This is a genomic window from Pseudoalteromonas luteoviolacea H33-S, from assembly GCF_001625695.1.
Lineage (GTDB): Bacteria > Pseudomonadota > Gammaproteobacteria > Enterobacterales > Alteromonadaceae > Pseudoalteromonas > Pseudoalteromonas luteoviolacea_B.
This window is the reverse complement of the sequence record NZ_AUXY01000058.1, coordinates 129220-143073: the sequence shown is the minus strand read 5'-3', so window position 1 is coordinate 143073 and position 13854 is coordinate 129220. Positions and strand designations below refer to the sequence as shown.

General features: G+C 41.3%; 13 protein-coding genes. 10 read left to right on the top strand and 3 right to left on the bottom strand.

Annotated features, from left to right (window positions below; all coding sequences use genetic code 11):
• Nucleotides 1–6: 6 nt before the first annotated feature.
• On the bottom strand, nucleotides 7–762 hold the full coding sequence (locus N477_RS07280; RefSeq protein WP_063361845.1) for a Nif3-like dinuclear metal center hexameric protein: 756 nt from the start codon (nucleotides 760–762) through the stop codon (nucleotides 7–9).
• Nucleotides 763–924: 162 nt separating this feature from the next.
• On the opposite strand from N477_RS07280, the gene N477_RS07275 reads away from it, so the two are divergent.
• Complete coding sequence (locus N477_RS07275) at nucleotides 925–1398, top strand: VOC family protein (protein ID WP_063361844.1); 474 nt, start codon at nucleotides 925–927, stop codon at nucleotides 1396–1398.
• Between the two features lie 44 nt (nucleotides 1399–1442).
• Here N477_RS07275 and yghU read toward each other — a convergent pair whose 3' ends face one another.
• Nucleotides 1443–2309 carry a glutathione-dependent disulfide-bond oxidoreductase gene (gene yghU, locus N477_RS07270; RefSeq protein WP_063361843.1) on the bottom strand — a complete coding sequence of 289 codons (867 nt, stop codon included), beginning with the start codon at nucleotides 2307–2309 and terminating at the stop codon, nucleotides 1443–1445.
• A gap of 470 nt (nucleotides 2310–2779) precedes the next feature.
• On the opposite strand from yghU, the gene N477_RS07265 reads away from it, so the two are divergent.
• Complete coding sequence (locus tag N477_RS07265) at nucleotides 2780–3181, top strand: hypothetical protein (protein ID WP_155731835.1); 402 nt, start codon at nucleotides 2780–2782, stop codon at nucleotides 3179–3181.
• 37 nt (nucleotides 3182–3218) lie between these two features.
• Complete coding sequence (locus N477_RS07260; RefSeq protein WP_063361841.1) at nucleotides 3219–5876, top strand: glycosyl hydrolase family 18 protein; 2658 nt, start codon at nucleotides 3219–3221, stop codon at nucleotides 5874–5876.
• Between the two features lie 50 nt (nucleotides 5877–5926).
• Here the strand turns inward: N477_RS07260 and N477_RS07255 are convergent, their stop codons facing one another.
• The gene (locus N477_RS07255; RefSeq protein ID WP_063361840.1) at nucleotides 5927–6613 is read right to left on the bottom strand and encodes an XRE family transcriptional regulator; all 687 of its coding nucleotides are present in this window, start codon (nucleotides 6611–6613) and stop codon (nucleotides 5927–5929) included.
• 270 nt (nucleotides 6614–6883) lie between these two features.
• Here N477_RS07255 and N477_RS07250 point away from each other — a divergent pair, with 270 nt between their 5' ends.
• From N477_RS07250 to N477_RS07220, 7 genes are all read left to right on the top strand, one after another.
• Nucleotides 6884–7222, top strand: coding sequence for a helix-turn-helix transcriptional regulator (locus N477_RS07250; protein WP_231098100.1), 339 nt, complete (start codon nucleotides 6884–6886; stop codon nucleotides 7220–7222).
• A 363-nt stretch (nucleotides 7223–7585) separates the two neighbouring features.
• Entirely contained in the window at nucleotides 7586–8368 is a 783-nt protein-coding gene (locus N477_RS07245; RefSeq protein WP_063361839.1) for a hypothetical protein, read from the top strand.
• A gap of 264 nt (nucleotides 8369–8632) precedes the next feature.
• On the top strand, nucleotides 8633–9346 hold the full coding sequence (locus N477_RS07240; RefSeq protein ID WP_231098103.1) for a DUF2971 domain-containing protein: 714 nt from the start codon (nucleotides 8633–8635) through the stop codon (nucleotides 9344–9346).
• Nucleotides 9337–9972 carry a heteromeric transposase endonuclease subunit TnsA gene (locus tag N477_RS07235; RefSeq protein ID WP_063361837.1) on the top strand — a complete coding sequence of 212 codons (636 nt, stop codon included), beginning with the start codon at nucleotides 9337–9339 and terminating at the stop codon, nucleotides 9970–9972. Before N477_RS07240 ends, N477_RS07235 begins: the two co-directional genes overlap by 10 nt.
• Nucleotides 9973–9976: 4 nt before the next feature.
• Nucleotides 9977–11836, top strand: a complete 1860-nt coding sequence (locus tag N477_RS07230; protein ID WP_063361836.1) for a Mu transposase C-terminal domain-containing protein — start codon at nucleotides 9977–9979, stop codon at nucleotides 11834–11836.
• On the top strand, nucleotides 11833–12729 hold the full coding sequence (locus tag N477_RS07225; protein WP_081216449.1) for a TniB family NTP-binding protein: 897 nt from the start codon (nucleotides 11833–11835) through the stop codon (nucleotides 12727–12729). The genes N477_RS07230 and N477_RS07225 overlap by 4 nt, the downstream gene beginning before the upstream one ends.
• The gene (locus N477_RS07220; RefSeq protein WP_063361835.1) at nucleotides 12730–13719 is read left to right on the top strand and encodes a TniQ family protein; all 990 of its coding nucleotides are present in this window, start codon (nucleotides 12730–12732) and stop codon (nucleotides 13717–13719) included. It abuts the gene before it with no gap.
• The last annotated feature ends 135 nt before the right edge of the window (nucleotides 13720–13854 follow it).

Below are 13854 nucleotides of genomic sequence, written 5' to 3'. Positions count from 1 at the left end.
GTGGGCTTAAACCGGGTTATTAATATCGACAAACTCAACATCAAGGTCGTATTTGTCAGCCAAATATTCCCCTAAGGCTTTAACACCGTAACGTTCAGTTGCATGGTGTCCAGCAGCAAAAAAGTGGATGCCTTGCTCATTAGAACTATGGATGGTTTGCTCTGATGCTTCACCTGTTAGGTAGGCATCAATGCCTTGACTTGCCGCTAGATCAATAAAGCTTTGACCGCCGCCTGTGCACCACGCAATCGTTTCAATCTTGTGCTCACCAGCTTGATTTACCAGTGGTGGTCTATCTAATTTTTGTTCTATTAATTGCGCAAACTCACCGACTGTCATTGGGGTTTTTAGCTTCCCTTTAACAGCGACACTGTTCTTATTCCACGGCTCCAATGGGCGCTCTACAATCAGATCTAGGAGCTCACCAAGTTGCGCATTGTTGCCAAGTTCTGGGTGCACATCAAGAGGCAGGTGATAAGCCAGCAAATTAATGTCGTGTGCAAGTAAACTTTGGATGCGACGCTTTTTCATGCCTGTAATTGGCTGGTCTTCACCTTTCCAAAAGTAACCATGGTGCACTAAGATGGCATCGGCTTGTTTTTCTATCGCAACATCTATTAGCGCTTGGCTGGCGGTAACACCGGTAATTATCTTTTTGATTTCTGACTTACCTTCAACCTGCAAACCATTGGGGCAAAAGTCACTTATTTGAAAAGGTTTGAGTAATTCTGTGAGTTGGTTAACTAATTTTTTGCGCTGCATAATGACCCCGAAATGCGATAAAAACGCATAGTTTAGCGTTTTTTTGACGGAAGAAAAGCGTCATATTTCAATCTGTGTCATGGGGGAAGCTCAGGGTAAAGTTGTGCTTTGCAAATATTAGGCTAGTTTTAGTTTCACATACATGGCTTAGGAGCAACAATCATGGCGGTTAAGGGAATTCCCGAAGGGTATCATGCGATCACGCCTTATTTAATTGTACAAGGTGGCGCTGACGCCATTCATTTTTATCAAAAAGTATTTAATGCGTCATTGGTTATGCAGCTAAACATGCCAGACGGATTAATCGCACATGCTGAATTGAAAGTTGGCGACTCGCATATCATGATCAGTGATGAATGTCCGGATATGCATTTCAAGGGGCCAAAGCAATTGGGAGGCACTTCGGTTTCTTTGATGCACTATGTAGAAGATGTCGACTTTGTGTTCTCACAAGCTTTGGCAATGGGTGCAAAAGAGCTCAGAGCTGTTGAAGATCAGTTTTATGGTGATAGGGCGGGCACATTAGAAGACCCGTTTGGACATGTTTGGACAATTGCAACTCATATTGAAGACTTAACGGAAGCAGAGTTACAAGAGAGGATGAGCGAGTTTATCTCTAAACAGCAAGCGCAGTGATAACATCAAATGAAGCCCCACAAAAGGGGCTAACAGTGCGTGCATTACTGGTTAAGCTTGTCTTGGGTGTTTAATTCAAAATCGCTGCTATCATGTCTTTGGTGAAGCTGTTCACTGGGCTCACCCCATGTACGGTTGACCATTCGCCCGCGCTTGACTGCAGGGCGTTTTGAAATTGATTTAGCCCAACGTTGAACGTGAGCGTATTCTTGTACATTTAAAAACTCAGCAGCCTCATACAGCCCGCCTTCAACGAGTACCCCATACCAAGGCCAAATAGCTATGTCTGCAATGGTGTATTCATCGCCACACATATAAGTATTGTTCTGTAGGTGATTATTTAACACATCTAGTTGTCTCTTTACTTCCATGGTATATCGGTCTATTGGGTATGGGTATTTTTCTGGTGCATAAGCATAAAAGTGTCCAAATCCACCACCTAAAATAGGTGCTGATCCCATTTGCCAGAATAACCAGTTAAGACACTCGGTGCGAAGCGCGAGAGAGTTAGGAATAAACTCAGAGAATTTTTCTGCCAGATAGAGCAAGATTGCGCCAGATTCAAATACTCGAATAGATGGCGTTTGACTGTTATCAATGAGTGCAGGGATTTTTGAATTGGGATTAATATCACAAAACCCAGAGGAGAACTGATCTCCTTCCATAATATCAATTAAAAAGGCATTGTACTCCGCCCCTACGATACCTTTTTCAAGGAGCTCTTCGAGTAAAATGGTGACCTTAACGCCATTAGGGGTCGCTAAAGAATAAAGTTGGATCGGGTGCTTGCCAGTTGGCAGAGCCTTGTCAAATCTGTGCCCTGCTGTTGGGCGATTTATATTGGCAAATTTTCCGCCGTTACCTGCTTGCCATTGCCAAACTCGTTCTGGTGTATAAGTAGTCTGTGTCATCACCTTTCCTTTTATTCGTTGGTTTTAATCTTCTAATGTGGACCGTGGTCAGTGCGTTTTCAATTCAGTTGATCAATATTAATGTTGAGTCACATGCACAGATCATAAGGACTTTAGTTGATTTTGTTATGTATAAGGAGCTAGTTAATCGCTCATCCGGCAGGTATTTGGATGATAATACAGATAGCTAAAACGCTTTAGTCCATTATTTTTACTATTTCATTACATTGAGTGTAATTCATGTGATTTTTTTAAAAGTAATAAATTCAGCCTAATAGCGCTTATAAAAAGCGAAAGTAGGCTGAGGTTATGCCTTAAATTGTGCTTAGTTGGTATTTTCTAGTTCCTAAAGCGGGTTGTGTTTTACTTTATATTAGGTACATTGGTGTTAATAACATTAATGATTTTGTTAACTTAAAATTTGAGGGCCTATAGCAATGTACAAAGCTTTTCGTTCAATATGCGTGCTTTTGACAATAAATTGCGCTTTTTATTCTAACGCTGATGACAGCGCTGTCTCTTCTTCGATAAACGTTAATGAACAGGTTTCTGAGCGACGTATTGCAGGTCTTTGGCATGACGTTAACAACAGCAATTTTGCCAATGGCCACTTAATTGTTTCACAGCAAGGGAGTGAGGTGTTTACTGCTCATTATTTAGAATTTAAAGGGACACCGTTTGTAGAGCATGGTAATGGTGTACGTGAAAAAGACACTATCACGGTGAAGGTTCAGGTAACGCAACAAATTCCAGGATGGACAACAGAAGGTGTCCATACGTTGACGCTGTCCGAGGACGGACAGTATTTGATAGGAGAATATGCTTCAGGGGGAAGTAAGGGTCCGCTGAAGTTTAAAAAAGCAGGTAGATAAACCTGCGTAACAATAAAAACATGTTGAAGGATATAAAATGAAAACATCAAACAAAAGGGCATTAAACCGGGTTAAGCACGCGTTGCTTCTCTCTGGTTTTTTCACCTCTCTTTCTACGCTTGCAGCAACCCCTGGTGCGCCAAAAGTAGAATGGATGGTTGAAAAACACAGTTTAGTTACAATCACAGATTCACTTGCATACAAAGACGTTTTGGTTGCGCCAAGTGTTGATGTTTCTGTGCCTTGGTCAAAATGGACTGGGGAAGCTGGTGAAACAGTCAAAGTATTACTTGATGGGCAGGTAGTCCACAGTCGTGTGTTAACTGAGGTAGGCAGCTCACAATCGGGTGTAGAAACATTAACATTTACTAAAGGCGGTAAGTTCAACTTAACGGTTCAACTTTGTAATATTGATGGTTGTAGCGACAGCACTAATAATAAAGTGCTTGTGGTGGCGGACACTGCGGGCAGTCACTTAGACCCTCTACCGATGAAAGTGAATGATCCGCGTTTTCCAATCGAGATGACCAACCGATCTTACGTGAATACAACTGGTAAAGTGGTCGCGGCATATGCTGCAGAATGGTCTGTTTATCGTGTTGAAGGGATGGATTATTACATCGATAATATCCCTGCTGAAAATCTGACGCATATTTTTTATGGGTTTGTTGCGATTGCAGGACCTAACGAGTCGTTCAAAAAGGAAAACCCGACAGGTTATGACACTTTTCAACGTGTTACTGCTGGTTTAAGCGATTTTGAGCTTGCGCCACCTGATCCTTGGGCGGCTTATATGAAACCTGTTGGCGATCAAGTAAACCAAGATGCAATCAAAGGCAACTATGGCCAGATGATGGCACTCAAGCAGCGTTATCCTGATCTGAAAATTATTCCATCTATCGGTGGTTGGACGCTCTCCGATCCTTTCTATTTTATGGCTGACGATGCCAAGCGTAAAACATTTGTTGAATCTTGCCGTCAGTATTTAAGAACATGGCAGTTCTGGGATGGTATTGATATCGATTGGGAATTCCCAGGCGTCGCTGCAGCAAACCCGAACTTGGGGTCTCCAAGTGATGGTGCGACGTATATTAAGTTGATGAAAGAGCTTCGCGCGATGCTGGATGAAGAGGAAGCGCGCACAGGCCGTAAGTATGAACTTACTTCGGCGATTAATGTCGGTTTTGATAAACTAGAGAAAGTGAATTACGGCGAAGCGATTAAGTATATGGACTACATTTTAATGATGTCCTACGACTACTTCGGCGCATGGGATTTAGAAGGCCTAGGTCATCAAACAGCAGTATATCCCTCAGATTTTAAACCTTCAGATGTACGTACCACGCAATACAACCTTAAGACTGGTATTGATTTACTTAAAGCACAAGGCGTGCCGGGCAATAAGTTGATCGCAGGTATTGCCATGTATGGTCGTGGTTGGACTGGTGTTGAACATACGCCTGGTACACACCATATGCAAGGTAAAGCAACTGGTCCTTCAGCACCGGCAGATGCATTTAAGTTAGAGCCTGGTACCTTGATGTATGCCAATATCGCACAGTGGGCAAAACATCCTGATTGGGAGTATCACTATGATACGGTTGCGCAAGCACCCTACATCTATCGACCTAGTACGGGCGATCTGATCTCTTACGATGATCAAAAGTCTATTAAGGCAAAAGGTGAGCTTGTATTCCAAGAAGGCCTAGCTGGTATGTTTGGTTGGGAGATCGATACAGACAATGGCGATATTTTGAACTGGATGCATGAGTCACTTGGTCACCCCCTCGTGGATGGTTCTAATCGTGCTCCTGTTGTTAATGCAGGTGCAGATCAAAGTGTGTTATCAGGTTCTGTGGTTAAACTGGCTGCGACAGCGAATGACGCAGATAATGACGCACTTACCTATCAATGGCAGCAAGTGTCCGGTCCTGCAGTTACTTTAGGTGTCACTAGCGCATTGAACCTAGAATTTGTCGCGCCCGATGTTGTAGGTGAAGCAACGGTCACTTTACGCTTTAGTGCTAACGATGGCAAAGGCGGAAATACCAGTGACGAAGTTGTGATCACGATTCGAGACAGTGTTGTAAACACACCACCTGTGGTGAATGCTGGGGCAGACAAACAAGTTGAATCAGAAACAGCGAGTGTCGTGTTAGATGGTAGCGCAACGTCAGATGCTGATGGTGATGTTTTAACATATACATGGTCTCAGGTTTCAGGCACAGCTGTTGTACTGACTGGCGCTGATACCAATCAAGCTAGTTTTGCAGCGCCTCAAGTATCGCAAACAGAGCAATTGGTATTCCAGTTAAGTGTATCTGACAATGGTGTTGATAACTATACTGATACAGTAATCGTTACAGTTACACCAAAAGGCGCCGGTGGTCATCCAGCTTATGATGCTCAAGCGGTGTATAACACCGGCGATCGAGTGAGTCATTTTGATCAAGAAGTAAAGCAAACACTTGTTTGGGAAGCTAAATACTGGGTTTCTGGTGTGGAGCCAACGCGTTTTGCTGACGCATGGACTTTGATCAGTCAAGCTGAATTTCCATGGCACATTGATGTTGCTTACAATGCAGGTTCAGAAGTGAATCATTGTGATGCTGCTAACTCATGTGCACGTTACAAAGCATTGTGGTGGACCAAAGGTGATGAGCCAGGTAAAAGCAGTGCATGGCAAAAACTTTAATTAATATATGTGTGGGCTGACAGTCCACACATTAACTCACAGGAAAAGATTTAAGTAAGATCTTTTCCTATCCATACCACCTTCCCAATGATTTCAAGTTGCTCCATTTCATCAGGCTTCACGACTTGTTCAACATATTCTTTGTTGTCGCTAATAAGCCTTACTGACCCATCTAGATACTGTTGTAGGCGCTTTGCGTATAGCTCTTCTCCGAGTCTAACTACATAAATTAGGCCTTCACTGAGCTTTTTGTCACTTAAGTCGACCAAAATTGTATTGTTGTTATGGATGGTGGGCTCCATAGAGTCACCTTTGGCAAAAACAACGGCTAGTTTACTTTTTTCAAGATTTTTGTATTCAAGCCACTTTTTTCGAAATGCGAGATGCCTTGAAACTTGAGTTTGGTCATTAAATGCACCATGCCCTGTGCTTACAGATACATGGTAACCAGGAACTAAAGCAAAGGCGTCATTAAATTCATCTAATTTTACGACTGGATGTAATGACTCCACATCCTCGACGCCGCTTTCTGTGCCAGTGATAAGCCACAACAGGTTTACTTGCGCTTCATTGGCTATTCGTTCAATGATGCTCAGTTTAGGATCTTCGCCTTTTAAAATACGACGCAGTGTGCCTTCAGAGACATCAATTTTTGACGCAAATGCCCTGATACTATGTGGTTTAATCGCTTCCTCGACTCTCTCAGCCAAGGTATTGAGGTAACTTACTCCGTCCATAATGGGTTTTATTTCCTATATCACATTTGTTTAAGCGTCATGTCAGACATTATAGGGAGGTTTAAAAGTAAACTCAATGCAATTTTTTACGCAGTATTAAATTCAATTACGGTTGTGGTGCGTAGGATTTTAATCTATACTTATTAAAAAATTACGCACCTGAGCCTTTTAATGGTTCAGTATGCATTAATTACGGTAAGTTATAACAGTTAGTAGGGCACCTCTGGGTGCAGACGTACTCACTTGCGTAAAAAAATAAGGAAAGTGAACATGGCCAAACACCTTACATTCAATACCCAAATGAAAACTCGTTTATCTCAGCACTTGGTGTCTGCTCAAAGTAGTGCTGATATAAGCCCTCAATCATCTAAGTTAATCCGCACGCCAAAAGGTGCACAGTTACTAAAATATGCAAGAAAGTGCAGGGGATATACGCAGGCTGAATCAGCGGCTTGTTATGGTATTGAAGAGCGAACTTTAAGGCGGTGGGAAAATAATGAATATAATCCTCGTTGGAATGATGTGATTTCATTGATTGAAGATGTTTACCTGATGGACATCACTCAAGTGATTGAAGGTGTAAGAAACGATCCTGAGTTGGTTGCGTAAAATATGACGCACTTAGAGTAGGTGCGTAATAATAAGTTGTTAAATGGTGGTGCACTTTGTGGCTAAATGAAGTGGCTACACTTAGTTATTTGTAAAATATTGATGATGATTACTAGTGGGTTTCATAGGAATGCTAGTGTGTGATTATGAAGGGTTATGAAATACTTTTTATCAACTAATTATCTTAAAAAGGGACTTACCTAACCATCTAAAAAGGTTAGATAAGTTCTCAATTTTTTTAATGATTTCGACCACCATCATGTTTTTTGTAATAGAAGGAACTGACTGATAAGTTGTAGTCATCAGATAGCTGAGTATGTAGTACAGACTATACCGATTTCTCTCAATGAAAAGGAAATTGTCATGTCTTTATCTAAACTTTCGATTGTATTTGGTGCGTTAATGACGAGCTTGAATGTGGTTGCTCTTGCGCAAAATATTGCTGACGAAGATGGCTTTGAACGTTTAACACGCTATACTGAAGGCCCTGTGAGTCATGTTCTGATCACCAGTGAACATGCCCACAAGTTAACGCTCAATGTGCAGCTTAGAGATGAGTTCAGCCGCTGCTATAACGCCAACGTTTATTCTAACGAAACCCATAATAACCTCGCTAATTTAAGCTTGTCTGTGGACGTGGATTCGACGCAGAGCTTGACGTTAGAGGCAGATCTGCATGATGAAAATGCATTGCAGGCTTCCAAAACGGTGCATATTAACTGTCTTGATGGCGATGGCATCGATTACAACGTGTTGGTCAATGTGCCAGGCGCTCCAATTGTGGATTGGCAGGTAACATTAGAGCCCGAAGGTAAGTTTATTTATCAGCCATATTCATACGGCTACCACTCAGCATATCGTATTCGCAGTAGCTTAAGTGTGAATAATCAAAACACACAATCTTATTGCTCAACAGTAGCGAATCGAGGCGTGTCATTAGGCCTGTTTCATGGCGAAGATCGAAAAGGACCATTTCACTCAGATGTATTTATTAAAAATGATGTGTTAACAAACCCTGCCCACCAGGTTTTGTATCAAATTATTGAATGTGAAAATGCGGCGGGAAAAACAATGGTTGTTAAAGTGTTTAACCTAACTAACCCTAATATCATCCACCTGTGGGAAGACCAACTAATTGTAAAATAGAAGAATAGCCACAAAAAAAGCAAGCTCAGGCGCTTGCTTTTTTATGCGTGACGTAAAGTTATTTTACTTCTGTGAGTTCCATCGCTTTTTTGTACTAATACTCCAATCTAGAGTCGAAATTACATCGCTATAGGCTACTATTAGAGAGTAAGGTATAAAAAAGTTCGATAATTACACTGCTATTTTGTACTGGAATAATGCATTGTGATTTTAAATAGTTATTAAAAAACAGAGTAATAGAGAAGGATTTATGTTTTGAAGAATGTGTTGTTTCGCTATTCTGATCCAGAGAAAAATCACTTTTTAAGTGAGTTTAAGAACCAGCAGATTCATTTTTCCACACCTGAACAGTTTAATGATCCCTTTGATTGCCAAATGGAATATGAAAGAACTGTAAATGAAGTACTATCGCAAAAAGGAGTTGCTAACAAGGCCTCAACAGACATATTGAGTAAGCAGCTGAAGAAAAAGTTAACAAATATAGGCATCTGTTGCTTTTGCAGAGCCAAGAAAAACCAGCTTATGTGGTCTCATTATGCAAATAGCCATAAAGGTATTTGTATTGGCTTCAATAGGAACGTTTTGTTGAGTGCTTTACCAAATGTTTCAGTTGAAGACGTCATTTATCAGTCAAAACATCCTTTACACAGTATTCCAGATTGCATGAAGTTGAACTCTGGAAACCTGCTCGAAGCTGTCATTACTCCTCTTTTAACAACGAAATACTCGTACTGGAGATATGAACGTGAGACTAGACTAATATCACAAGAGTTTGGCTTAAAAGATATTTCCGCTCAATCAATTCAATCAGTTTCATTCGGTTTGAAAACATCTGAACAAGATAAAGCAAAAGTATATGATATGCTTAGCCTGCCTCAGTGGAAGCATGTATTAATCTTTCAAGCTAAAAAAGCAGAACATCGTTTTGCACTTGAGTTCAGCAGAATTGATAAAAGAAAGGGCTTCGCATGCCTGTAAGAACCATCCCAAAAAACTATCGCAATGTCACAGGAATAGCTGCGCACAGTAAAGCTGATGGGCAAGCAATGTTTGAGTCAACACTGGAGCGAGACTTTATAAGTCTTCTTGAATTCGACAAACACGTAAGCCGGTTTGAGGTTCAGCCAGTTAAAATTATTTGTCTAAATAATGAAGACAAGCGACGTAGTTATACGCCTGATGTACTTGCTTTCAGACAAGGTGAAAAGCCCACTTTATATGAAGTAAAGTATAGAAGTGAACTCAAGGAGAATTGGGGCAAGCTTCGGCCAAAGTTCCGCATGGCAATTAAATATGCAAAGGAAAATCAGTGGAAGTTTAAAATAGTCACTGAAAAGGAAATTAGAACGCCTTATCTGGAGTCAGTTAAGTTCCTTCTTCCTTTTATAAGACAAGGTGCCAGTGAAGAAGCAGATATGGCGTTGCTAGTTGGAAATTTAAAAACGCTTGGGCGTTCAACTCCGACAGGACTACTTGAAAAGATATACTCTGATCCTTGGAATCAAGCCAGGTTGTTACCAACTTTGTGGTATCTGATTGGAACGGGTCAAATTGGCATGAACCTGAATCAAAAGATCACCATGATACAAGAAATCTGGAGCTGATGAAGTGAATAAGTCGTTAGCATTAGAACCAGGGAAAAAGGTCTCAAGGGAAGGTAAAAACTACCGTATTGCTGAAGTGTTTAATCTGTCTAAAGTGGTATTAGTGGATGAGTCAACGGGTGAGACGTTAGAAACTAAAGCTGAATCATTGCAGCCTCCGCTTGAAGTCGAACCTCGCAAATGCGACGAAGAGCTCATGCTTATTTCAGAAGAAGCATGGCAAGTTGCCAATAAAAGATACAAGATCATCAAGCCTTTGGTTAATAAAGGTGGGCGTACGAGAAACCACGTTATTGAAAGAGCTCAAGCGCATGACTTACATGTGAACACAGTATACTTATGGCTTCGCTTGTATGAAGATTCAGGGTTACTTACCTCGTTGTTACCAAAGACCAGAAGTGATAAAGGAGCGACTAAAGGCGACCAAATAGTAGAAGAGATAATTAAAGAAGCAATAGCAACAGAATACCTCACCAAACAGAAGAAAATTGTTCGAAAGGTTATTGATGCCGTAAAAGCCCAATGTTTAAAAAGAGGGCTTACGCCACCTCATGACAATACAGTTAGGAACCGAGTTAAAGCGTTACCACTAGAGCTAGTGTCAAGAAAGCGACATGGACGTAAAAAATCAGACAATGACTTTAAACCTATAGAGGGTAAATTCCCTGGCGCGGATTGGCCACTTGCGGTGGTGCAAATAGACCACACAAAGCTAGACATCATTTTAGTGGATGATCACTACCGAGCGCCGATAGGAAGACCTTGGATCACTTTATCATTTGATGTGTTTAGTAGATTGGTGACTGGGTTTTATATATCGTTTGATCCCCCGAGTGCAATGACAACGGGGTTATGTCTCGCACACTCAATTTTGCCAAAAGAAAGATGGTTAGCAAAACTCGGTGTTAGTGGAGAATGGCCTGTTTGGGGGTTACCAGACAAAATTCACGCGGACAATGCAAAAGAGTTCAGGGGCAACATGCTAAAACGAGCTTGTAGTCAGTACTCGATGGATTTGGAGTGGAGGCCGGTAGCAAGACCTAATTATGGGGCCCATGTTGAAAGAGCTTTAGGCACATTATCGAAAGAAGTTCACGCTTTACCCGGTTCTACATTCGCAAATCCAAAAGAGAAAGGTGATTATGACTCAGAAAAAGCAGCAGCTTTAACGCTATCTGAATTTGAAAAGTGGCTTGCGGATTACATTGTTAATGTATATCACCAAAAGAAGCATTCAATGTTAGGTATGGCACCACTCGCTCGATATAAGCAAGGAATATTGGGCGATAGTGAAATGCCAGGCAGAGGTTTGCCAGCAAAAATAATAGATGAAGAAAAGCTTAAGTTGGATCTAATGCCTTTTGAAATGCGCACAGTGCAAGATTACGGCATTGTGATAGATAAAATTTATTATTACCACGATGTTTTAAGACCTTGGATAAATGCGATTGATCCGCAAGATGCAAAGAGAAAGCGTAAGTTTATGGTGCGTCGTGATCCCAGAGATATTAGCCTAATTTGGTTTTTTGACCCAGAGCTCAAGTCTTATTACCAAATTCCTTACCGAGATACCTCTCATCCAGCAATAAGTATTTGGGAGTTACGAGAAGCCCTTAAGCGCGTTGAAGAATCCGGTGGCAAAATCAATGAACACACGATTTTTGAGGCATACGAGCGAATGCGAGAGCTAGAACAGGAAGCAGTTAACAAAACTAAAGCTGCAAAGCGATCACGGCAGAGACGAAAGAATCATACCCAAGCAGAAAAGCCTAACCCAATGCCAGCAATTCAGGAGCAACCAAGCGAACTAGCAGTTCCAACTCTAGATATTGAACCCTTTGATGATATGGATGAATGGTCATGAGCGATTTTAGTCACTTAAATGACAGTGCCAAAGGAATGCTCTCTTTAGATGATGCTCACAGGATTGAAAAAATACGTTCAGACCGCTGGATTGGTTATTCCAAAGCGAAAAACATATTAAACAAGCTTGAGGATTTGCTGGTACATCCTCGAACAGAAAGAATGCCCAACTTACTCATCGTGGGTGATACTAATAATGGCAAAACTATGTTGGTGAAAAAGTTTTGTCGAAACCACCCAGCCGAAGACAACCCCGAAGGTGATGGGGTATTGGCACCTGTTATGTTCGTTCAAGCACCGCCTGTTCCTGACGAAGGCCGCTTTTATAACTCGATTTTAGAATTGCTATTTGCACCTTATAAACCGAGTGAGCGAGTCGATAAAAAGCAGTTTCAAGTCATTAAACTGCTTAGATATGTTGGGTTAAAGATATTAGTGATTGACGAAATTCATCATATTCTAGCGGGGAATACTAATCGCCAACGGGCTTTTTTAAATGTTCTCAAATATTTGGGCAATGAGCTTCAAATTACAATAGTTGGGGTAGGAACCAAGGATGCATTTAGAGCACTGCAAACAGATCCGCAATTAGCTAATCGGTTTGAACCCGTAATGCTTTCTAGGTGGGAATTTGATAATGAGTATTTAAGGCTGTTAGCGAGCTTTGAGAGGATGTTGCCACTCAAAAAGCCATCGGTATTACACGAGCATAAACTAGCATCTTGTCTATTTGCCATGTCAGAGGGGTATATCGGAGAGCTAAGCAAAATATTGAATAACGCTGCGGTGTATGCGATTGAAAATAAAATAGAACAAATCACTTTAAAAGTGCTGGATGATTTAGATTGGATCACGCCCTCAGCAAGGAAACGTAGACTAGATGGCGTATCGTAAATGCTGTCAGGTAAGTTATGGCCAGCCCACCCTAAACCTTATAATGGAGAGTGCCTCTCTTCTTGGCTAGTCAGGTGTGCCCATAGCAATGGATTAAAACTTCAAACGTTTTGCCGACTAGAATTTGGCTCAAATTATCAACTGTGGAACAGAGACATTGATAGGCATATACCACAGTGGCTGTTGGGTAAAATAAGCGAAAAAGTGAGCGTGAGCTGCGAAGAGTTAGAAAAGCACATGCTTTCACTTTTTGAAGGACGTCTGTTTCCCGAACTTACATTATCGGGCCAGCTTAGATGGCTCTGCCCATTAGTAATTAAACACAGACTTCACAACGGTTATGGTATGCAGTTTTGCCCGAAATGCTTGGCTGAAGGGGCTGAACCATACTATCGACTTTCATGGCGAGTCGGCTTTTATACTTTTTGTCCTTATCACCAAATAATAATGCATGACCGATGCATTGAATGTGGCGCTAGTGTTTCCTTTCATCGTTGCGAACTTGGAAAGCCCGGGATATACAAAGACGCGAACATGGCTTGTTGTTGGAAGTGTGGCTTTGATTTACGGCAATCTCCAAACCATCATGTACGCTTTTGGAACAAAGTGCTTTTTGAACGCTGGGCAGCACAATTAAGAGTGATAGACAGGCAATTTGTTAACTGCGGGAAGTTTGATTTTGATAGGCTGATATTGCTACATCAATTATGTCGTTTGATCGTCTCTAAAAGCCTAGCGCCAGACTTACAGAGTTATATATGTAACTTGTGTGGTCAACCTGAACGGGAACTAATTAAAACTAAAATCGCCTTTGAGCAGAGGTCGTTAGCTGAACGGCATTATGTTATCAGTCTTGCTAAATGGTTACTGCTCAAATACCCCAGACGGATATTGCTTGCTATTGGGGTTAGAGTAATAAGAAGAAATTGGCTTTACAGAGATATTGAATTGAACGACAAAAGCCTTCTTGCTGTTTGCGCTGTACGCTAAACAAACAGCAATTCTTTCAATGTTATTTAATCTTCCATGACCGTCAGAGGTAGGGCAAAGTCCAAAGAAAATAACATGCTGTTGAGCAGGTATTTAAAAGAGCTTTACAAATTTGCAAAATAAACGGAAAATCGT